Raw genomic sequence first — 20,877 nt, 5'->3', positions numbered from 1 at the left:
CCCCAAAAGAACAGGGCCGGCTTGCGCCGGCCCTGTGGTGTTGCGATGGATGTGCTGGACCGTCAGCCCTTCTTTGGCGCTTCCGGCTTCGCAGGCGCAGCGGCGGTGGCGCCGGAGGCCTGCCAGCCGCAGGTCTGGCCTTCGTTCTGCTGCTTCAGCCATTCCTGCAGCGGAGCGAAGTATTCAAGCACCGCGGAGGCGTCCATCTTCTCGCCGCCGGTCAGTTCCTTCAGCGTCTTCTGCCACGGCTGGCTGGCACCCTTGTCGAGCATCGCCTGGAACTTCGCGCCCGCCGCCTTGTTGCCGTAGAAGCTGCACTCGTACAGCGGGCCCTTGTAGCCGGCCGAGTCGCACAGCGCCTTGTAGAACTGGAACTGCAGCACGTGCGAGAGGAAGTAGCGGGTGTATGGGGTGTTGCCCGGCACGTGGTACTTGGCGCCGGCGTCGAAGAACTCCTCGCCGCGGGCGGCGACCGGAGCGACGCCCTGGTACTTGGCCTTCAGTTCCCACCACGCCTTGTTGTAGTCGCCCGGCTTGATCGAGCCGTCGAACACGCCCCAGCGCCAGCGATCGATCATCAGACCGAACGGCAGGAACGAGACCTTGGCCAGCGCCATGCGCATCTGCGCGTTGATCAGCGCTTCCTTGGACTGCTGCTGCTCGCCGACCAGGCCGATTGACTGCAGGTACTTCGGCGTCATCGCCAGCACGATGGTGTCGCCGATCGCCTCGTGGAAGCCGTCGTGGGCGCCGTTCTGGAACAGCGGCGGCTGCTTGTTGTAGGCCAGGTCGTAATAGATGTGGCCCAGCTCGTGGTAGATCGTGGTGAAGTCTTCTTCGTTGGGCTTGATGCACATCTTGGTGCGCACGTCGCCCGCCATGTTCATGTCCCACGCGCTGGCGTGGCAGACCACGTCGCGGTCGCGCGGCTTGATGAACTGGGTCTTGGTCCAGTAGCTCTCCGGCAGCTTCTGCATGCCGAGCGACATGTAGAAGTCCTGCGCGCGCTCGGTCATCTGCTTGGCGACGGCCAGCTGTGCGTCATGCTCGATCTGCGAGATCTGCGACGACGAACGCTCGCCCGGGTGCTTGGTAAGTTCGGCGGCGAGGTCTTGCTGGTACTGCGCTTCCAGGGCCCCGGTGATGTCGAGGCTGCCGGCGTTCTGGTACGGCTGCAGCATGTCCCAGAGGTTGCCCCAGTCCTGCTGCCACATGTTGCCCATCAGGTGCGCAGGCAGCATGTTGCCGGCCACGTGGCCCTTGTCGGCGCCGTACTTGGTTTCGAGCTTGGTGCGCGCATAGCAATGCAACTGCTCGTACAGCGGCTTGACCTGGCCCCACAGGCGGTCGGTCTCGGCGGAGATCTCGGCCGGCGTCATGTCGTAGCCGGAGCGCCACATCTCGCCGGTGTCGGCGAAGCCCATCTCGTGGGCGCCCTCGTTGACCAGTTCGACGAAGCGCGTGTAGTCCTTGCGCATCGGCTGGGAGATCGTGTGCCAGCCCTGCCACGCGTCGAGCTGCGCGTCGTAGTCGCGGTTGTGGCGCAGCACGTCCTCGAGGTCGCCGAGCTGGCGGCACTTCTTGGCGTCGCCGTTGCCGGTGCAGTAGCTGCCCGCGCCGTACATGCCTTCCATGCGCGTGGCGATCTGCGTGAGTTCGGTGAGCTTGGCCGGATCCTTCGGCGCCGGCATCGCGGTCATCAGCTTGAGCAGCTGGATCGCGCGCGCGGTCTGCGGCGACATCTCCTTGCCTTCGTACTGCTTGGCCTGCTCGATCCATGCATTGAGCTGGGCCAGCGAGCGCTCATTGGCCTTGGCGGCGATGAGCTGGCTGTCGTCGTTGATGTACGTCGACGAGAGCCATTGCGCAGCGGTCATCTCCGGGAATGCCTTGCGGTATTCCTCGTTGACGCGCGCGACGAACTGGTCGGCGGTTTCGCCGGACGGAGCCTGGGTGCCGGCAGTGCCGGTCGCCGGGGTCGGCTCCTTCTTGCAGGCCGAGAGCGAAAGCAGGCTCGTGGCAACGGCCAGCGAGAGCAGGAGATGACGGTGGTTCACGGGACTTCCTCTGCGGGCGCCGGTGCCGGCGCGTGGAGTGCGCAGGCTAGTAGGGGCGGGGCGCTGCTGGCAAGTTCCGGGCCAAGGCCGGCAAAGCGGAGCGCGGCCGGGTTCGGCCGGCGCTCCGGGCCCGGAAGTTCCGGGCGGTCCCCCTCCCTCAGAGGTGGTGACGGATGGTGCCGCGCAGGGCTGCGTTCGAACCGGGGCAGCGGTACTCGAAATCGGCATGCAATCCGACGACATTGCCCGCGGAGTCCGTGTTCAGCCCGCGCACGCGCAGCGTGCCCGTCGCGTCGCTGCAACCCCGGAAGCCCAGGCCGCGCAACACCACCAGCCCCGCGTTCGGGCCGGTCGCGAAGTTGCGCGTCGTATAGGTCTTGCCCGCCTGCAGCAGTTGCCCTTCCGGCGGAGCGATCGTGATCGCCCAGTGGTCCTTGATCACCGAGGCGGTGTAGTCGATCCCCGCCGTGGTGCCGTTGAGCGAGAACAGGCTGGAGTCGCCGAAGTTCTTCTGCGAAGTCTGTCCCAGTGCGAACCGCCGATCGCTTTCCACGACGAACGACAGCGGGTCGGTATCCAGCCGCAGCAGGCCGACCAGCGGCGGTGCGTCGGGCGAACCGGAGTGCTGCCTGAAGGTCAGTTCGATCGAGGAGATCTTGCCGGCGGTGTCGTAGGCGATCTGGCGGATCTCGAAGCTGCCCCAGATTGAATCGGTATCCGGGCGGCAGATCGGATTGTCCTCGGTCACCTGCATGGACGGTACGCGGCCCGTGCGCAGCGCGAACGGGCAGCCGGCGTTGATGTAACGGCCAGGCTGCAGCGTCTCGCCTGGCGGCGCCTCGAAGCGCATAAACCACGTCGCACCGGACACGAACGCAGGCCCCAGCTTGGCTGACTGCGCGAACACATCGATGTTGACGCCGTCGCCGCTGCCGTCGATGAGGAATCCCGCATTGTCGCCGGTCAGCGTCACGCTCTGCCCGGTGGACTGGTCGCGTATGGTCAGCAGCCGCTCCGCCGACGCGTCATGGATGCCGGCAAGCAGTCCGGCTGCGGTGATCAAGGTGCATGCGCCGATACGCACGTCCATGTTGCCTCCTGAATTGGGCTTCGATGCGAAGCCGTGGGAAATCCCCTGTAATCAGAAGGAACGCATGCGTTCTTCGATGCAGGCCAGCGTCGAAGCCGCTGCATCGCAATGCGCTGAACAGTTCAGCTGCCGGGCAAGCAGATCTTGCGCAGATTCAGATCGGCGAGGCCGCGCGCATGCAGCCATCGCCACGCGTTGTCGGCGTCATCTTCGAAGTACGCACGCGCCGAGCCGAGCCTGAATGTGTAGCCCCAGGCGTCCATGTCGGCGAGCACGCGCTCGTGGCCGACGCCGGGCAGGACATCGCCGAGCAATGCCTGCAGGACGCACACCGCGTCTTCTTCCTCCACCGAATCGGTCGCGTCGGTGTGCACCGCGGCGCGGCGTTCGGGCGGCAGCACAATCAGGTGCGAGGCTTCGTGCAACAGCGAGTGCAGCGGCGTGTCGCTGCGTGCGTAGACGGTGCTTCCGATCAGGCCCGCTTCGCATTCGCCCCAGTAACTGCCGGGGATCGGATGGCCGTCGTCCACGCGCTGCAACTGCAGGTCGTAGCGGGCGAGCAGGTGGGCGACGTCGTCGAAGCGGACGTCGGCGAGGATCAGCATGGCGGCGTTCGGTGGAACTGCTTCATCGCCCCATGCGTCATTCCGGCCTCGCCGGAATGACGCATGCGGACATCAGGCCTGAGCCGGCGACTCGGGCAGCGCGACGGAGATGTCGAGCACCTTGTTGTCGCCGTCGCCGATCAGGTCGACCTTGACCGCATCGGCATCGACGTTGATGTACTTGCGGATCACTTCCAGCAGCTCGCGCTGCAGCATCGGCAGGTAGTCCGGGCTGGTGCCGCCGCGGCCGGCGCGCTCGTGCGCGACGATGATGCGCAGGCGGTCCTTGGCGATCGTGGCGGTCTGCTTCTTCTGAAGCAGGAAATCGAACAGACCCATGGTCAACCTCCGAAGATCTTGCTGAAGAAGCCCTTCTTCTCCACCGTGGTGAATCGCAGTGCCCGGGTGTCGCCGAGCAGGCGCGCCACCGCGTCGTCGTAAGCCTGGGCGGCATCGGACTCGGTCTCCAGGATCACCGGCTCGCCCTTGTTGGAGGCGTTGAGCACGTCGCTGGACTCAGGGATAACGCCGACCGACTTCAGGCCGAGGATTTCCTCGACGTCGCCGATGCTGAGCATCTCGCCGGTTTCCACGCGCTTGGGGCTGTATCGGGTCAGCAGCAGGTGCTCCTTGACGCGCTCGCCGTTCTCGGCGCGGCGGGTCTTGGATGCGAGCAGGCCGAGGATGCGATCGGAGTCGCGCACCGACGACACTTCCGGGTTCACGACGACGACGGCCTGGTCGGCGAAGTACATCGCCAGGAACGCGCCCTTCTCGATGCCGGCCGGGGAGTCGCAGACGATGTAGTCGAAGCCGTCGGCGGCCAGGTCTTCCAGCACCTTCTGCACGCCTTCCTTGGTCAGCGCGTCCTTGTCGCGCGTCTGCGAGGCGGCCAGCACGTGCAGGGTGTCGAAGCGCTTGTCCTTGATCAGCGCTTGCTTCAGCGAGGCTTCGCCGTTGACGACGTTGACGAAGTCGTAAACCACGCGACGCTCGCAGCCCATGATCAGGTCGAGGTTGCGCAGGCCGACGTCGAAGTCGATGACGGCAACCTTGTGGCCGCGGCGCGCGAGGCCGCAGGCGAGGCTGGCGCTGGTCGTGGTCTTGCCGACGCCGCCTTTGCCCGAGGTGACTACGATGATCTCCGCCAAGTTCTGATCCTCCGGTGATGCAGCGTCAGTCGAGCGCCGCGATTCTAAGTTGTTGGTCTTCGAGCCAGACCTGCACGGCCTTGCCGCGCAGGTCCTTCGGTATGTCTTCCAGCACCTTGTAGTGCCCGGCGATCGCCACGAGCTCCGCATGGAACTCGCGGCAGAAGATGCGCGCCTCTTCGTTGCCCTGCGCCCCCGCCAGTGCTCTCCCTCGCAATGCACCGTAAATATGCACGGAGCCGTCTGCAATGACTTCTGCACCGGCGCCGACCGTTGTGAGTACGGTCAGGTCGCGGTTGTCGGCGTAGATCTGCTGGCCGGAACGCACGGGCTTCGCCAGCATCATGCCTGGCGATGCCGCCGCGGCGGCCTGTGCCGGCGCCGGTGCGGGCGCCGCCGCAGCCGCTTCGCGGCGCGGCGGAGGCGCTGGTTCGGGTTCTGGCTTGGCGCCATCGGCGCGCTCGTACGAGGCGCGGAACTTGGCGAGCAGCGGCAGGCCCAGCGCCTCGGAGAGGCGTTCGATCTCGCTGGTGCCGTAGGCGATCGCCACCGGCAGCACGCCGGCATCGCGCAGTCCTTCGATCAGGGCGCGCGCGGTGTTCGTGTCCGGTGCGCGCGTGAGGCCGCCGAAGTCGACGACGATCGCGGCGCGCGCGAACAGATTCGGCGCGCGCTGCACGCGGCTGCGCATTTCTTCGACGAGACGGGAAACGTCGAGGGTGCGGATGCGGAGATTGGCGATGCCGACCTGGCCGATCTTGAGTTCGCCGGCCTGTTCGTAGTCCACCGCCACGCTCATGGGCAGGTTCCCGTCGGGCGGCGCACCAGCGCGGCCTGGTTGGAGGTGCGCGGCTGGGTGATCCACGGCACGTCGGGCAGTGCGTTGCCGTAAGTCTCATGGACCCACGGATAGCTGCACAGCTGTTTCATCAGCATTGCGGCGCGCAGCCCGGTCTCGGTCATCAGGTGTTGGCCGACTTCGCGGAAGCCGAAGCTGCCGTGGAAGAGCAGCACCGGATCGTTGGTGCCTTCGAGGAAGACCTCGCAAGCCAGCTGCGGGTAACGCAGCTCGGCGTAGCTCTGCGCATCGGCGTAGAACGCGCGGCCGACACCGCCACCGCGACGCCGGCTGGCGACGACGATGCGGTCGATGTAGAAGAAGTCCGGATAGCGCTCGCGGAACCAGCGGAAATTGCTGCTGTCGTGATCCGCGCCGGCGCCCATGCCGATCAGGAAGCCGGCGAGGGTGCCATCGCGCTCAGCGACGCGGAAGTACTCGGCGGTCTCGAAGAAGTGACGCAGTCTGGCCGCATCCAGCGGCAGGATCGCGGGTCCGGCGGCGTTATTGAGGGCAAGGACGGAATCCAGCTCGTGCTCTCGCACGTCGCGGACGACGATCGACATTCCAGGACTCCACAGTTCAGCGGCCGCAGAAACTGGCGGCCTTAAAAGTCATTATCGCATGGCCTTTGAACTGCGGCGACCGCTCGACGGTGCTCGTAAGCCGGTGCGTTGGGGGGTTGTACGGGCTACCCGCGTCCGGCGTGTCGTGGCTCGCCGGCGTTTCGCGCCGGCCGGGTGCAGGGACCCTTCCGGCGAGCGGAGATTGGCAGCGAGGGCTCAGGCATGACTTTCGGATGGCCCGGCAGGGCCTTGATACAGCTAGCATGCTGACATGTTGGCCCGACTCAACCATTCGCGACTGCTGCGCTATGCCGGCCTGTTCACCTGGGCCGCGGTCGGACTGTGGCTGCTGAACATCTGGTTCGACCCGACCATCCTCCAGCCCGAGTCGGGCGGCCCGCCGTTCCTGCTGGTGCTGCGCTGGCTGGCGGCCTACCTGGCCTTCGGCGTCGTGTACTGGTGGATCACCCACCAGCTCGGCCAGCGCCAGCCGGGCGTGGTCGATCACGTCCTGCTGCTGTTGCTGACGACCTGCGCGATCGGGGTCGGCTATTTCTCGGGCACCGGCCTCAGCAGCATCCTGCTGATGGTCGTGGCCGGCCTGCTGCCCTGGCTGATGCCGGTCCGCTGGGGCCTGGCCTGGCTGGTGGGCGGCAATATCGCGACCATCCCGGTTTTCGTGATGGCGCTGGACTTCCCGCCGACCCTGGCGGTGCTGCAGGCGATGGCCTACATGGGGTTCTCCAGCCTGGTGTTCGTGACCGCGCTGGTCGCCCGCCAGCAGGCCGAGGCCCGCGAGGAGCAGCGCCGCCTGAATGCGGAGCTGCGTGCCACCCGCGCCCTGCTCGGCGAGAGCGTCCGCGTGAACGAGCGCACCCGGATCTCGCGGGAGCTGCATGATCTGCTCGGCCACCACCTCACCGCGCTGAGCCTCAACCTCGAGGTCGCCGGCCATCTCTCAGAGGGGCGCGCCAAGGAGCATGTCCAGCAGGCGCATACCCTGGCGCGCCTGCTGTTGACCGACGTGCGCGAGGTGGTCAGCCAGCTGCGCGAGGAAGGCGCGATCGACCTGTCCGCGGCCCTGCTGCCGTTGGCCGAGAACGTGCCTGCGCTGGACATCCACATGGACATCGAGGCGCCGTTGACGGTCGACGATCCCGAGCGCGCCCACGTGATGCTCCGCTGCACCCAGGAAATCATCACCAACGCGGTCCGCCACGCCGGCGCGCGCAACCTGTGGATCTGCGCGCGTCGCGAGAAGGAATGCATCACGATGAGCGCGCGCGACGACGGCCGCGGTGCGGACAACTTCGTCAGCGGCAACGGCCTGCGCGGCATGCGCGAGCGTCTGATGCAGCACGGCGGCAACCTGAAAATCGAAACCCGGCCGGAGGAAGGCTTCTGCCTCTACCTCACGCTGCCGGCCTCGGCGGCTGCGGCCGCTGCCTGTGAAGGAGTGATCGCATGATCCGTGTGTTGTTAGTGGACGACCAGACCCTGGTCCGCCAGGGTGTGCGATCGCTGCTGGCGCTGGCCGAGGGCATCGAGGTCGTGGCCGAGGCCGGCGACGGCCGCCAAGCGGTGGAGATCATTCCGCAGGTGAATCCGGATGTGGTCCTGATGGACATGCGCATGCCGGTGATGTCGGGGCTGGAGGCTCTGCAGGCGCTGGCCCGGACCAACAACCTGCCACCCACCATCATCCTGACCACCTTCGACGACGATCAGCTGGTGCTGGCCGGACTCAAGGCGGGGGCCAAGGGCTACCTGCTGAAGGACGTGTCGCTGGAGCAACTGGTCGGCGCGATCCAGACGGTGGCCGACGGTGGTTCGCTGGTGCAGCCGGCGGTGACCCAGCGCCTGCTGTCCGGGCTCGAGCACATGCGCAACGACTTCGTCAGTCTGGACCGCCCGGATCCGTTGACTGAGCGCGAGACCGAAATCCTGCGCCTGATGGCCGGCGGCTTCTCCAACAAGGAAATCGCCAACTCCCTGGGCGTGGCCGAGGGCACGATCAAGAACCACGTGTCCAACATCCTGTCCAAGCTCGGCGTGCGCGACCGCACCCGGGCCGTACTCAAGGCCTTCGAACTGCAACTGGTCTGACGGCAGGATGTCCCGCCCGGCGCAGCGCGCCGGGCGTTCGCGGGCGCGCGAACCGATGGTTCGCAAACTGCGCCCGATCAAGGCCTTCGAGTTGCAGGGGCCGACCCTTCGACTTCGTCACTTCGCGTCTACGCAGGCGAACGGTGGGCCGCGGCCGGCACAGCGCCCGGGCACTCGTGGCCGGCCGCGGCCGGACGAAATCGGGTCACCAGTACCGGCCCGTGCCGGATCGGGCGAGTGAATGGACGGCTACGCTCCGATCAGCTTCCTTGCTACGATTGTCGGTCTGCGCCCCGGCCCGGCCCGGGTCACGGCCCTGGAGAACCCTGAATGACCCGTCTGATCGAAATTTTGATTTCCCTGGCGATCGTCCTCGCCCTGTTTCTGATTGTGGGCGTGCTGCTGCCCGATAACCGCCACCTGTCGCATTCGGTCGAGACCAACCGCAAGGTGACGATCGTGTTCGACACCATCAACAGCCTGCGCCGTTTCCCGGACTGGAACCCGCTGGTGATGAAGGACCCCAAGATGCAGCTCAAGCTGTCGGGTCCGGAATCCGGCGTCGGTGCGCGTCTGGACTACGACTCCCAGGAAAAGGGTCTGCGCCAGGGTAGCTGGGAGATCACCGCCAGCGAGCCGGGCAAGCGCGTCGCCTATGCGCTGACCGACATCGAGCCGGGCCGCAACAAGCGCACCGTCTTCACGCTGAAGCCGACCGGCCGCATGGGCCGCAACGTCGAGATCACCCAGACCTACGACGTCGACTACGGCTGGAACCTGATCGGCCGTTACGCCGGTCTGTACGTCAGCAGCAGCGTCGGCGAAGACATGAAGCTGGGCCTGTCGCGCCTGTCCAACATGCTCGCCACGGTGCCGAACTACGACTACGCCGAGATGAGCAAGGACGACCCGTCGCTGGCGCCGAAGACCGTCGAGCGTCCGGCCGAGAACCTGCTGATCGTGACCGCCGCGGTCGAGCGCAGCAACGAAGCCGTGCAGCGCGCGATGCAGAACAACATGCAGTGGATCACCAAGGTCATGGCCGCCAACGGCCTCGAGGCTGCCGGTCCGGTGCGCATCGTCACCAACGAGTTCGGTTCGGAAACCTATTCGTTCGACGTCACCCAGCCGGTCCGCAAGGCCGGTGCGACGGGTCCGGCCACCAAGCTGGACGTGAAGCTGGAAGGTCCGGTCACGTTCGAGTTCCGCGAGCCGGCCAAGGTCGCGATGGTTCCGTTCAAGGGCCACATGGCCAACCTGCCGAAGATCCGCGACGCCCTGCGCGCCTGGTCGCTGACCCGCGGTTACGAGACCATCGAGCGTCCGTACGAGTCGTGGAAGGGCGGCATCGACAAGGGCTTCACCGAAGACGGCGAGTACGACGTGTACTGGGTGCTGAAGTAAGCACTGCGTCAATCGCAACCGGTAACAAGAAAGCGCGCCGCGGATTTCCGCGGCGCGTTTTTTTTTGCATCCCGGAACGACTCCGGCTGATCGCGCACCCCGGTTCCCGAGGCCGCCTGATAAGGTGTCGCCGTCCTTTCAATTCCGGATTCCCTGGCATGACCCAGCAGCTTTCCAGTGCGCCGATCGGTCGTGGACTGGCCGCGGCCGGCGCCGTGCTGGCCGCGATCTCCGTCGCCCTGGCCGCTTACGCATCGCACGCTGCTCTTGGTCCGGATCAGGTTCGCCTGCAGCACGCGGCGCTGTTCGGGTTCGGTCACGGCATCGCCCTGGCGGCGCTTGCACCGCGGGCGTCGCGGCGGCTGGGGCACGCGGCCCTGGTGCTGATGCTGGCAGGCGTGCTGCTCTTCTCCGGCAGCCTGGCCGCAGCCGTATTCCTCGGCACCCCGACGGCGTTGGCGCCGGCCGGCGGCAGCCTGATGATCCTCGCGTGGCTGCTGCACGCGGCCGATGCGGTGAGGCGCTGACCATGCCGCGCCACGCCCGCGGGTTCGACACCGAGGCCGCCTACGCCCACCTTGCCAAGCGCGATCGCAAGCTCGCCACGTGGATGAAAAAGATCGGGCCGATCGCGCCCGATCCGCGCTGGCGCAAACCGTTCGACCCGGTCGATGCGCTGGCTCGGGCGATCCTCTACCAGCAGCTCAGCGGCAAGGCCGCCGCGACGATCGTCGGACGTGTCGAAGCCGCCATCGGCAGCGACCGGTTCCACTGCGACACGTTGGCACGCTGCGACGACGTCACGATCCGCGCCTGCGGCGTATCCGGCAACAAGCTGCTGGCGCTGCGGGACCTGGCCCTGCGCGAGTCGCGCAGCGAGATCCCCGACCTGCGTCGCATGGGCACGATGGACAACGACGCGATCATCGATGCGCTGGTGCCGGTGCGCGGCATTGGCCGCTGGACCGTGGAGATGATGCTGATGTTCCGCCTTGGCCGGCCCGACGTGCTGCCGGTGGACGACCTGGGGGTTCGCAAGGGAGCGCAGATCGTCCACAAGCTCGACGCGATGCAGACCCCGAAGGAACTGGCCGCCAGCGGCGAGCGCTGGGGGCCATATCGCACCTACGCCAGCCTGTACCTGTGGCGGGTGGCCGACTTCGCGGCGACGGTCAAGGAAGCGACGAAGCGTTCACAGGACTGATCGGACGATTCGCATTCGCCAGGGCCGCCGGCCCTGTGCCACGCCCGACTTCAGGAGGGGGCTGCCATGCGAATGCACGAATCCCGTTGGACCCGGAAACTCACGGCTGTCGCGTGCCTGCTGCTGTTGTTCGTGGGCGCGGTTTTCGCCGCTCCGTCCAACAAATGGCGCATCCAGGTCAGCAGCGATGCCGACAGCGACGGCGCTGTCTCCTTCCGTATCGCACCGGTCGATGGCCAGCCCATCGATGTCAGCGTCCCGATTCCGAAAGGCGCAGGCGAGAACCGCATCGCCAGCCTGATCCGCGACGCGATGCGCGCCAAGCTGGGCGATGGTTATCGCGTGGAAGTCGACGACGGCGAAGACGTGCTGGTGAAGAAGCACATGGGCGACAAGAACTTCGAGTTGACGATTACCGAGCAGACCGCCAAAGGCGTGCGCATCACGCTCGACAGGGAGTAGCAATCGGCCCTCCCGGCGGTGCCACGACCGCAACGAGTCGGCTCAGCGAGCCGTGCCGCTCGCCGGCGCGGGATCGGTTGGCGCCGACGCGCTCTGCGGTGCGCGCGCTGCCCAAAGCCCCTTCAGGCGCAATGCGGGCTGCTCGATCACGCGCCACGACAACCAGGCCAGCGTACCGGCGAGGAGCGTGGCCCATAACGTATTCCAGGCCGGGCCGCCCGGGGCGAAGTGCTGCACCAATTGCTGCGACGGCCATCCGTACAGGTAGACGCCGTAGGACAGGTCGGTGTGGCGGATCTGCGGCAGCTTCGGCACGAACGCGAGGAAGAGCGTCGTATAAGCCAGCGCGAGGAAGTAGGCGGGGCGATAGAAATCGCCGCCGCGCGCCATGGCGGCCGCACCGAGCACGGCGAGCAGAATCGGCCACGACAGCGCGATGCGGTCGCGGTTGAACCACGCCAGCGTTCCGGTCATGAAGAAGGCACTGCACCAGATCAGGTCCAGCTTAGAGGGCTTGATCGGCTGACCGCCGTAGCGGAACCATGCCGCGACGGCGATCGCCACGAACAGCACATTGAAGCGATTGCGCCGGAACAGCCCCAGTAGCGAGAGCACCGCCAGCACCAGATACAGCCGGAACTCGACCGGCAGGGTCCACAGCGAGCCGTTGATAGCCGCGCTCGGCAAGTCGCCGAACACACCCGGCAGGAAGTACTCAGTGCGCTTGAGCACCAGGTTCTTCCACAGATACGCCCAGGTCTGCGGCGACTGCCAATAACCCGGATCCGTCGTCAGCAGGGGGCCGAGGACGAACACGCTGAGCAGCAGGCACACGGCCATCGCCGGGAAGATGCGCAGCACGCGGGCGCCCAGATACACCGTAAGACGATTGCGCTCCAGGCTCGCGGCAATGAGGAAGCCGCTGATGACGAAGAACATGTCGACGGCGATCGCGCCGGCGAACTTGATTTGCACCAACCGCAACAGCAGGTCGGGTTCATCCGCGTGGCCGGTGACCGGATACGAATGACCGTAGATCACCAGCCAGGCGGCGAACAGGCGGATCAGGTGGAAGTTGTTGCGGGGCCGGGCGTAGCCGTCTGCGAGTGTGTGCAAGGAACCGTCCTTGGTGTGGAAATGCACGCCGGTCCATTGGCGGCGTGCACGGGGATTGGCACTAGGCCGTTCGGTAACACCAGTGCCACGGCTCGTAGACGATGCCGTGCGGGTTGTCGCGCGGGTAGCTCATCACGAAGCCATGGCCGCCAGCGTGGTCGCGCAGCCACGCGAAGGCGGGCGTGTGTTCGAACGACTCCTCGGCGGGCGGTTCGCCAGGCGCGCCGATGTCGAGCGCGAGTCCGGAATGGTGCTCGCTGTATCCCGGTGCGGCATTGACGGTGAGGATGTCCTGCACGCTCAGTCCACGCCCGAGCTTCCGTTCGAAGATGCCGAGCTGGTAGTCATGGCTGCGATAGCCGGAGATCGCCTCCAGCACGATGCCGTCGCGCAGTGCCGCCTCACGCATGTGCGACCACGCGCGTGCGGCGTCGACGTGCAGCCAGAGCGGACGGCGGTACCGGTCGTGTCCGGCGAACGCGAGCCAGTCGGGCTCGGCCACGAGCGGCAGTCCGCTGCGCTCGGCGTAACCGTCATCCAGGCCGAGTGCATGCAGGCGTTCTTCGAGCCGGTCCAGCGGCAGTTCGGCGACGTGCTCGATGCCGTTCCGGGTGTGCGGGTGCAGCGAATCGAGCGCGTCCAGCGCCGCGTCGAGGCCGGGTTCGCGGCGCAGGTGCGTCACCAGCGCCAGCAGGCCTTCGGGCAGGTCGGCAGCGAGGAATCGGCCATCGCGCTTGCGCCGCAGCACGTAGCGCGCGCGGGCGATGGCGCGCGCATCGAAATTGCTGCGCGCGCGCAATAGCCCGCCGGGCCAGAGCTCGATCTCCGGCGTGTTGATCAGGATCCTGGGCTGTCCGCGCATGGGCGCAGGTTAGCGGGCCGGGCAGCGAGCCGCCACTTCGACTTTCATGAATCCGCGAAGCGTCGATTGGCAGGCGCGAGCCGCATCAGGCCGGCTTCTTCAGCACCGCGCGCAGGTGGTCGAACGGCGTCACCGCCATCACCGACACCAGCTCCCAGCCTTCCGCACCGAGCCGGTTCAGTGCTTCGGTGAGGCGCTCGCTGACGGAAGCGCCGAGCATGCTCGGGGTGATCTCCAGCACGTGATAGGTCCAGTGTTGGCTCATGACGGATACTCTTCTGAATCGGAAGTGCTTCCGGGCGCGGGAAGGCGCCCAGCCTTGCGCAAGGCGTCGCGCAGGATGTATTCGATCTGCGCATTGAGGCTGCGCAACTCATCGTCGGCCCAGCGCTGCGCAGCGGCCAGCACGTCGGCACTGATGCGCAGCGGATAGGCCTTCTTTTCGCTCACCGGCGGCGGCTCCTGGCGAGTCGGACCAGCAGGACCACGCCCAGTCCGTTGACCGCCAGCACCATCGCGACGATCACCGCGAGACGGCGCGTGTCATTGTCGCCGGCCCAGAGCAGTCCCGCGGCACCGGCGAGGATGGCGATGCCGACCATCAGCATCAGGCGTGCCAGCGCAGGCGCGCCGGGCTGGCCGGCACGGCGCGCTCCTCGTGCGATGAGGGCCGCGGCGAGGAACGCCGGCAGGCTGCTCGCAGCGAGGATCAGGGGTACCAGCAGGCCGTCCATCCGTTCCCCGGCCTCAGTACAGCGTGCCGGCGTTGACGATCGGCTGCGTCGAGCGCTCGCCGCACAGCACCACCAGCAGGTTGCTGACCATCTGCGCCTTGCGCTCCTCGTCGAGGTGGACGACGCCGTTCTTCTGCAATTCGGCCAGCGCCATCTCGACCATGCCGACCGCGCCGGCGACGATCCGCGTGCGCGCGGCGATGATCGCGTTGGCCTGCTGACGTTGCAGCATCGCCTGGGCGATCTCGGGCGCATAGGCGAGGTGGCTGATGCGTGCGTCCAGCACCTGCACGCCGGCATCGGCCAGGCGCTCCGCCAGTTCCTGCTGCAGGTGCTGGCTGATCTCGGTGGCATGGCTGCGCAGGGCGAGCTGGCCTTCCTCGTGCTGGTCGTAGGGGTAGCTGGTGGCCATCGCGCGCAAGGCCGATTCGGACTGGATGTGCACGAAGCTTTCGTAGTCGTCGACGTTGTACACCGCCTCGGCGCTGTCGACGACCTGCCAGACGATGACCGCGGCGATCTCGATGGGGCTGCCGTCGAGCTCGTTGACCTTGAGCTTGCCGCTCTCGAAGTTGCGCACGCGCTGGCTGACCTTCTTCTTGGTGTAGAAGGGGTTGTTCCAGCGCAGGCCATTCTCCTTGACCGTGCCGACGTACTTGCCGAACAGGCTCACCACCGCGGCCTGGTTGGGCTCGACCATGTACAGGCCGGCCAGGCAGAACGAGGCCACCACGGCCACGAGGGCACCGGCGCCCAGCAACGCATGCGAGTCGTGGGCCACTGCGGAAAGCATCCCGTAGATGGCGACAGCGTCGATGGCCAGCAGGAACAGCAGGGCCGGAATGCCGGGCAGGGATCGGATCGGGTTTTCCTTCATGGCGCGCTCCTGTGTACCTTGATAGTTGATATCAAAAAGATATCAATCATGGAAGTGACGGGTCCGTGAAGGAGGGGGCCGTCAGGGCCGGATCCGGTACAGCGGTGCTGGGACGAACTCGCCGGTGGCGTAAAGGCTGCGTCCGTCGGCCGCCCAGCCGAGGGCCTCCGCCTGCGGAAGCCAGGGCAGCAGCCGGACCTTCGGTGGCCTGCCGACGGCGCCCCCCCAGGACTGGCGGGCGCCGCGGGTGTACAGCAGCAAGTAGCGGTAGGTCATCACCGCCAGCGTGCGGCCGTCCGGCGACACGTCGGCGGCGGTGACCTGGCCTTGCTGGCGCGCACGCTGCGGATTGCGCTTGAGGGTCTCGGCATCCGGCTGCGGGATGCCGGCGAGGTGTCCGACCCGTCGCGCGGTCAGCAGCCCAGTGCCGCTCTGCCGCAACGGCAGGGTGAAGAGTTCGGGCGGTTGCCGCTTCTTCGAGATCAGCAGGATCTGCCCGCGCGCGGCGTCGACCGCAACCGCTTCGCAGTCGCGGGCGCCATCGGGCCAGCGGAACGCGATCGACCACGCCGGGCGGATCCGCGCGTTTTCCAGTCGTGCCGGTTCCTCGACGACGTGCAGTTGCAGCGTCCGGCGAAGGCCGCCGTTGTCGCCGGTATCGGCGATCAGCAGGTACTGGCGGCCGTCGAGGTCGAATGCGGCCATGTCCTCCCAATCGGTCTTGGTGACGCCTTCCAGGCGGAAGGTCGCCAGCCGGTCGCCGCCGCTGTCGACCGCGAACAGGCGTTCCGGGTTGCCGCCGTCGTCGTGCATCCACAGCACGCCCCGATGCCGGCGCGACGCGGCGAGTCCACTGATCTCCCCCATCTGCGGGTCGAGCAGCATGCCCGCGAGTTCCACGCTCTGCTCGCCGACCGGCGCTTCGCGACGGCATCCTGCGAGCACGGCCATGCCCATCAGCATGGCCATCATGGCGACGGGCAGGGCGTGGCGACGCGTGGGCATCCGCGAAGGATCGCATGCACGGCATGCCGGGCCATAGCCCCAAGCGACGGCTAAACTAGCGCTCCCCACATTCTGTCCGGATTGCGCATGGTCACGCTCGGTACGCCGTTATCCCCGCACGCATTCCGCGTGCTGCTGCTTGGCTCGGGCGAACTCGGCAAGGAAGTGGCGATCGAACTGCAACGCTTCGGTGTCGAGGTGATCGCTGCCGATCGTTACGCCGACGCGCCGGCGATGCAGGTCGCGCATCGCAGCCACGTGCTGGACATGCTCGACGGCGACGCGGTGCGCGCGCTGATCGCACACGAGCGGCCGAACCTGATCGTGCCGGAGATCGAAGCGATCCATACGCAGACGCTGGTCGACCTCGAGAAGGAGTTCGCCGAGCGCGGGACGCAGATACGCGTGATCCCGACCGCACGCGCGGCGCGCCTGACGATGGACCGCGAGGGCATCCGCCGTCTGGCCGCCGAGACGCTGGGGCTGCCGACCTCGCCTTACCGCTTCGTCGACACGCTCGAGGATTACCGCGCGGCGGTCGCGGAGATCGGCCTGCCGTGCGTGGTCAAGCCGGTGATGTCCTCTTCCGGCAAGGGCCAGAGCCTGGTCCGCACCGATGCGGACGTCGACCAGGCCTGGGATTACGCGCAGACCGGCGGCCGCGCGGGTGCCGGCCGCGTGATCGTCGAAGGCTTCATCGATTTCGATTACGAGATCACGCTGCTCACCGTGCGCCATGCCGGCGGCACCACGTTCTGCGCGCCGATCGGCCACCTGCAGCGCGACGGCGACTACCGCGAGAGCTGGCAGCCGCAGCCGATGTCGACGCGGGCCCTGGCGCGTGCGCAGGGCATCGCGCGAAGCATCACCGACGACCTCGGCGGCTGGGGCGTGTTCGGCGTGGAGTTGTTCGTGAAGGGCGACGAGGTGTGGTTCAGCGAAGTATCTCCGCGTCCGCACGACACCGGCTTGGTCACGCTGGCCTCGCAGGACCTCAGCGAGTTCGCGCTGCATGCGCGCGCCATCCTCGGCTTGCCGATCCCGGCGATCCGTGAGTACGGACCGGCAGCCTCCTGCGCGGTGCTGGCGCAAGGCCATGGCGTGCCGGTGTTCAGCGGCGTCGACAGGGCATTGGCGCACGCCGACACGCAGCTGCGCCTGTTCGGCAAGCCGCGCGTGGAAGGTCATCGTCGCGTCGCGGTCACGCTGGCGCTGGCAGAAAGCATCGACCAGGCGCGCGAGCGTGCGCGCAAGGCCGCTGCCGAACTCGACATCGAACTGCGCTGAGCGGCGTTCGGGCACGGAGAAAGCGATGAACGACAGCAACGGCTACGCCGTCTTTTTCTTCCCGCAGGCGCTGGAAGTCCTCGGCAATGCCATCAGGCCGTACCTGCAGGACGGGCCGGCGGGCGTGCACGTGCTCTGCCACGAGATCGATACCGGCGGTGCGCTGATCGAGATGACCATCGAAGGCCGCGGCGCCGACGGCAAGACGGTGTCGCTGGAACTGATGGTGCCGACCAGCATGATCCGCATGATCGTGTCGCTGCACAGCGACGACGCCACGTTCGGCTTCAGCCCGCGCGAGGGATTGCCCGCGCTGCCGACCGTCGGCCCCACGGCGATGCCGGCCCAGGCCGAGCCGCAGGCGGTTCCGGCGCCGTTGGAAACTGCGCCGCCGAAGCCGGAAGGCGTTCCGGACGAGACGCTGAAGCGCGAGCCGCCGAAGCCCTGATTCGCGTGATCCACGGCTCCCCAGCTTATGAGTAAGGGGAGTCGATCAGGGCGATCCCGTGACGAGGTCGACCCACACCAGGTGATGGTCGCTGCCATCGGCGATTGCGGCCTCCGGCTGGCTCGACGCCGGCCAGAACACGCCGCTGCCTTCCACGGCGAAGCCGACCGACGGCAGCACGTAATCCAGCCGCATCGTCCCGGCCTTGGGGCCGAAATCGCCGGTCGCATGCGCAGGCGCGCCGCGATGCACGATGCCGGCCTGCGCGTACTTCTGCGCGACCTCGACCGCGCCTTCGCTGCGCGGCGTGGCATAGCGCGCGACGCGCGGATGCTCGAGCAGTTCGATGATGGCCTCGTGCGCGCCGTCGCCATCGACCGGATCGTTGTTGAGGTCGCCGGCGATCACGAATCGCGCATCCTCGGCGAGTCCGCCGCAATGTCCCTTGTCGTCGCACAGCCAGGAAGCATTGGCGGTCGAAGGCGAGAGGTATTCCCGCCACAGACGGATTTCGTCGGCATTGCGCGACCCGTTGCGATCCTCCGGTCCGTCGAACACCGGCGGCGTCGGATGGGAAACGAGGAAATGCACGGTCCCCGACGGCGTGCGCACCGGGACATCCCAGTGCGACTTCGACGAGAGCCGCAGTTGCGACCAGATCGCCGGTGCGTACCAGGACTGGCCGGTGGCGGGATCGCGCGGCTGGCGTGCACCGGGCATCGCGCTCCATTTCAGCAGGCGGAACGTGCGCACCTGTGGTGCATCGATCGGGTGGCGCGACAGCACGAGCATGCCGTATTGCCCGGGATGCAGACCGTAGCCCCAGGCATCGTTGCCGCCGTTGCGTCCGTTGCCGCCGGCCTCGCCATTGCGATCCAGGTCCAGCCCGCTGGGCACGCCGGTGTTGACCGGTGCGAGATAGCGGTACGGGTAGCGCAGTGCTTCGCCTCCGCCCGCTTGCGGCACCTCGAGGTAGTGGCGCTGGAACAGGTCCGCGGCACGCTCGCCTTCGTCGTAGTCGAACTCGTTCAGCAGCACCAGGTCGGGACGTACGCGCTGCAGTACCGCGGCGATCTTGCGCGCGTTGGCGTCGTCGTTCTCCAGCCGGCGGACCAGGCCGCCGGTGGCTTCGTCGTAGAGCGAGGTGTTGTAGGTCGCCACCCGCAGCGTCGATGCACCGGTCATCTGTTCAGCCCACGCGTCCGGGTCGCCCTTGACGTTGACCTGCACGCAGCCGGGCAGGGCCACGGCGAGTGCGCAGGCGGCGAGGACGGAACGCAATGACATCGGCATGCAGCATCTCCGGCGCGACGGTCGGTCGCGGACATTCAGGGCAAGGGGCGTCGAGGTCAACGATCGAGGTCAAGCGGTCAGGTCGTGCCAGCCGCGGCCGTCGAAGGCTTCGAGCGGATGGAAGCGGCGCTTGTAGTCCATCTTCGGATGGCCGGCAATCCAGTAGCCCAGATACAGGTGCGAGCGGCGTTCGCGTCGTGCCCATTCGATCTGTCGCAGGATGGCCAGGGTGCCGAGGCCGCGCGCGCCTGCCTCGGGCTCATAGAAGGTATACACCGCCGACAATGCCGCCTGCGTGACATCGGTGACCGCTACCGCCAGCAGCCGGCCGTGCTCCCGGAACTCGAGGAAACGGCCCTCGCTCCAACTGCCGATCAGGAACTGGTCGAACTCGGTCGCGCCATGGTCGTCCATGCCGCCGCCCGCGTGGCGCGAGGCGAGATAGCGGCGATACAGCGCCAGCTGCTCGTCGGTGCGCTGGGCGGCGCAGACCCGCATGTCCACGTCCCGGTTGCGCGCCAGGCAACGGCGCTGGCTCCGGTCGGGCGCGAAACGGTCGACCGGTATGCGCACCGCGACGCAGGCGCGGCAGCCGTTGCAGTGCGGGCGGTAGACGATGTCGCCGGATCGGCGGAAGCCCCAGCCCAAGGCATGCGGGTACCAGTCCACCAGGCGCGGATCGCGCGGGTCGAGCACGAGGTCGCGCGCGGCCCGGTCCGGCCAGTAGCCGCAGGCGTGTTCGCCGGTGTGGAACAGGCGCAGATCGTCGTCGTCTTGTCGCTGGCTACGGTCGTTCGACATGGTCTGCTGCGGTGGCGCCGGGTCCGCGCCACGGGAGGGGGATGATGGAAACAACGTCAAGCGCTACCCGATCAGGCGATGTTGCTTCGCTTGACCCGATCCGGCAGGCGATGACGGCGCGGTCCATGCCGCCAGCATAGCGCCGCTGCGAAGCCGTGCGCCGGCTGAATGTGGGTGTTGCCGTGTCAACCGCACGTCATGACAGGCGTTGACCTCGGCATGGTGCCTGTCCGGCGCCGTTCGCTGGGAGTTTCCTATGAACCACCGCAAGACGTTCCAACCGTTGCTGCTGGCCGCAGCGATAGTCATCGCAGCCGGCAGCGCGTTCGCCGCGACGCAGGCGCCCTCCACCGAGACCAAGGCCGGGCCCGGCCGCCACATGCCGCGGATCGACAGCAATGGCGACGGCGTGATCGACAAGGCCGAAGCCGCCGCGCATCCGCGCCTTGCCGAGAAGTTCGACACGCTCGACAAGAACCGCGACGGCAAGCTCGACGCGTCCGAACGCCCGTCACGGATGGGCCGCGGCCACGGCGACCGCATGGAGCACGCGGTCCGTCTCGATACCGACGGCGACGGACGCATCAGCCGCGCCGAAGCGGCAGCGCAACCGCACCTCGATGAGCGCTTTGCCGAGATCGACAGCAACCGCGACGGTTACCTGGTGCGCAGCGAGCTGCGTGCGTCGAGCGAGAAGCGTCGCGCGGAGCGCAAGGCGCAGCACCAGCAGCAGTTCGAGCAGGAGTTCAAAGGGGCCGATCGCAATGCCGATGGCAAGCTCAGTCGAGCCGAGGTGGAGTCGAACATGCCGCGACTGGCCGAGTCATTCAACTTCCTGGACGAGGACCGGGACGGCCAGCTGACCCGCCAGGACCTGGAGCACTCGGGCCGCCATCGCTGAACGCGAGGATCCTGACGCCGATCAGCCGGTCGCGGAACTTTCGCGCTCGCGGCGGGTCAAAGCCTCCGCT

At 67.3% G+C, this 20,877-nt stretch carries 24 protein-coding genes and 1 pseudogene; 9 read left to right on the top strand and 16 right to left on the bottom strand.

The features are described 5' to 3' along the window. Positions 1-62 precede the first annotated feature (62 nt). The 7 genes from IU514_RS06605 to IU514_RS06575 form a co-directional block, all read right to left on the bottom strand. Entirely contained in the window at positions 63-2,057 is a 1,995-nt protein-coding gene (locus tag IU514_RS06605) for a M2 family metallopeptidase (protein WP_194930285.1), read from the bottom strand. A gap of 157 nt (positions 2,058-2,214) precedes the next feature. Further along, a complete protein-coding gene (locus tag IU514_RS06600) occupies positions 2,215-3,147 on the bottom strand; it encodes a hypothetical protein (protein WP_194930284.1) in 933 nt (310 codons plus the stop codon). A 122-nt stretch (positions 3,148-3,269) separates the two neighbouring features. Next, positions 3,270-3,752 carry a hypothetical protein gene (locus tag IU514_RS06595; protein ID WP_194930283.1) on the bottom strand — a complete coding sequence of 161 codons (483 nt, stop codon included), beginning with the start codon at positions 3,750-3,752 and terminating at the stop codon, positions 3,270-3,272. Between the two features lie 72 nt (positions 3,753-3,824). Next, a complete protein-coding gene (gene minE / locus IU514_RS06590) occupies positions 3,825-4,091 on the bottom strand; it encodes a cell division topological specificity factor MinE (RefSeq protein ID WP_194930282.1) in 267 nt (88 codons plus the stop codon). A gap of 2 nt (positions 4,092-4,093) precedes the next feature. Next, entirely contained in the window at positions 4,094-4,903 is an 810-nt protein-coding gene (minD, locus tag IU514_RS06585) for a septum site-determining protein MinD (RefSeq protein WP_194930281.1), read from the bottom strand. 25 nt (positions 4,904-4,928) lie between these two features. Further along, positions 4,929-5,702: a septum site-determining protein MinC gene (gene minC, locus IU514_RS06580; RefSeq protein WP_194930280.1), complete on the bottom strand. Its 774-nt coding sequence runs from the start codon at positions 5,700-5,702 to the stop codon at positions 4,929-4,931. Continuing rightward, complete coding sequence (locus IU514_RS06575; RefSeq protein ID WP_194930279.1) at positions 5,699-6,307, bottom strand: GNAT family N-acetyltransferase; 609 nt, start codon at positions 6,305-6,307, stop codon at positions 5,699-5,701. The genes minC and IU514_RS06575 overlap by 4 nt, the downstream gene beginning before the upstream one ends. Positions 6,308-6,578: 271 nt before the next feature. On the opposite strand from IU514_RS06575, the gene IU514_RS06570 reads away from it, so the two are divergent. From IU514_RS06570 to IU514_RS06545, 6 genes are all read left to right on the top strand, one after another. After that, entirely contained in the window at positions 6,579-7,775 is a 1,197-nt protein-coding gene (locus tag IU514_RS06570; protein ID WP_194930278.1) for a sensor histidine kinase, read from the top strand. After that, positions 7,772-8,413, top strand: coding sequence for a response regulator (locus IU514_RS06565; RefSeq protein ID WP_194930277.1), 642 nt, complete (start codon positions 7,772-7,774; stop codon positions 8,411-8,413). Before IU514_RS06570 ends, IU514_RS06565 begins: the two co-directional genes overlap by 4 nt. A gap of 330 nt (positions 8,414-8,743) precedes the next feature. After that, the gene (locus tag IU514_RS06560) at positions 8,744-9,817 is read left to right on the top strand and encodes a polyketide cyclase (RefSeq protein ID WP_194930276.1); all 1,074 of its coding nucleotides are present in this window, start codon (positions 8,744-8,746) and stop codon (positions 9,815-9,817) included. Positions 9,818-9,975: 158 nt separating this feature from the next. Continuing rightward, positions 9,976-10,344: a DUF423 domain-containing protein gene (locus tag IU514_RS06555; RefSeq protein WP_194930275.1), complete on the top strand. Its 369-nt coding sequence runs from the start codon at positions 9,976-9,978 to the stop codon at positions 10,342-10,344. Between the two features lie 2 nt (positions 10,345-10,346). Further along, entirely contained in the window at positions 10,347-11,021 is a 675-nt protein-coding gene (locus IU514_RS06550; RefSeq protein WP_194930274.1) for a DNA-3-methyladenine glycosylase family protein, read from the top strand. A gap of 66 nt (positions 11,022-11,087) precedes the next feature. Beyond that, positions 11,088-11,483, top strand: a complete 396-nt coding sequence (locus tag IU514_RS06545) for a hypothetical protein (RefSeq protein ID WP_194930273.1) — start codon at positions 11,088-11,090, stop codon at positions 11,481-11,483. Between the two features lie 42 nt (positions 11,484-11,525). Here IU514_RS06545 and IU514_RS06540 read toward each other — a convergent pair whose 3' ends face one another. The 7 genes from IU514_RS06540 to IU514_RS06510 form a co-directional block, all read right to left on the bottom strand. Beyond that, positions 11,526-12,599, bottom strand: coding sequence for an acyltransferase family protein (locus IU514_RS06540; RefSeq protein WP_194930272.1), 1,074 nt, complete (start codon positions 12,597-12,599; stop codon positions 11,526-11,528). A 61-nt stretch (positions 12,600-12,660) separates the two neighbouring features. Beyond that, complete coding sequence (locus IU514_RS06535; protein WP_194930271.1) at positions 12,661-13,461, bottom strand: M15 family metallopeptidase; 801 nt, start codon at positions 13,459-13,461, stop codon at positions 12,661-12,663. Between the two features lie 85 nt (positions 13,462-13,546). Continuing rightward, positions 13,547-13,726, bottom strand: coding sequence for a DUF4177 domain-containing protein (locus IU514_RS06530; RefSeq protein ID WP_194930270.1), 180 nt, complete (start codon positions 13,724-13,726; stop codon positions 13,547-13,549). Beyond that, a complete protein-coding gene (locus IU514_RS06525) occupies positions 13,723-13,911 on the bottom strand; it encodes a type II toxin-antitoxin system antitoxin (RefSeq protein ID WP_194930269.1) in 189 nt (62 codons plus the stop codon). The genes IU514_RS06530 and IU514_RS06525 overlap by 4 nt, the downstream gene beginning before the upstream one ends. Then, on the bottom strand, positions 13,908-14,195 hold the full coding sequence (locus IU514_RS06520) for a hypothetical protein (protein ID WP_194930268.1): 288 nt from the start codon (positions 14,193-14,195) through the stop codon (positions 13,908-13,910). Before IU514_RS06520 ends, IU514_RS06525 begins: the two co-directional genes overlap by 4 nt. A 13-nt stretch (positions 14,196-14,208) precedes the next feature. After that, entirely contained in the window at positions 14,209-14,988 is a 780-nt protein-coding gene (locus IU514_RS06515) for an SPFH domain-containing protein (RefSeq protein ID WP_386761142.1), read from the bottom strand. A gap of 165 nt (positions 14,989-15,153) precedes the next feature. Then, entirely contained in the window at positions 15,154-16,077 is a 924-nt protein-coding gene (locus tag IU514_RS06510) for an SdiA-regulated/phytase-like domain-containing protein (RefSeq protein ID WP_194930266.1), read from the bottom strand. An 87-nt stretch (positions 16,078-16,164) separates the two neighbouring features. On the opposite strand from IU514_RS06510, the gene purT reads away from it, so the two are divergent. Together purT and IU514_RS06500 are read left to right on the top strand one after the other, a co-directional pair. Further along, on the top strand, positions 16,165-17,364 hold the full coding sequence (gene purT / locus IU514_RS06505) for a formate-dependent phosphoribosylglycinamide formyltransferase (protein WP_194930265.1): 1,200 nt from the start codon (positions 16,165-16,167) through the stop codon (positions 17,362-17,364). 25 nt (positions 17,365-17,389) lie between these two features. Next, positions 17,390-17,812, top strand: a complete 423-nt coding sequence (locus IU514_RS06500) for a hypothetical protein (protein WP_194930264.1) — start codon at positions 17,390-17,392, stop codon at positions 17,810-17,812. A 45-nt stretch (positions 17,813-17,857) separates the two neighbouring features. Here the strand turns inward: IU514_RS06500 and IU514_RS06495 are convergent. After that, positions 17,858-18,988, bottom strand: a pseudogene (locus IU514_RS06495) (endonuclease/exonuclease/phosphatase family protein); the annotation flags it as partial. A 186-nt stretch (positions 18,989-19,174) separates the two neighbouring features. After that, complete coding sequence (locus tag IU514_RS06490; RefSeq protein ID WP_194930263.1) at positions 19,175-19,906, bottom strand: arginyltransferase; 732 nt, start codon at positions 19,904-19,906, stop codon at positions 19,175-19,177. 256 nt (positions 19,907-20,162) lie between these two features. Between IU514_RS06490 and IU514_RS06485 the strand changes: the two genes are divergently transcribed. Further along, positions 20,163-20,807 carry an EF-hand domain-containing protein gene (locus tag IU514_RS06485; protein WP_194930262.1) on the top strand — a complete coding sequence of 215 codons (645 nt, stop codon included), beginning with the start codon at positions 20,163-20,165 and terminating at the stop codon, positions 20,805-20,807. The last annotated feature ends 70 nt before the right edge of the window (positions 20,808-20,877 follow it).

Origin of the sequence: Lysobacter niastensis, assembly GCF_015453285.1 — a bacterium.
Taxonomy (GTDB): Bacteria; Pseudomonadota; Gammaproteobacteria; order Xanthomonadales; family Xanthomonadaceae; genus Lysobacter_J; species Lysobacter_J niastensis.
This window is presented reverse-complemented; position numbering and strand designations above follow the sequence as displayed.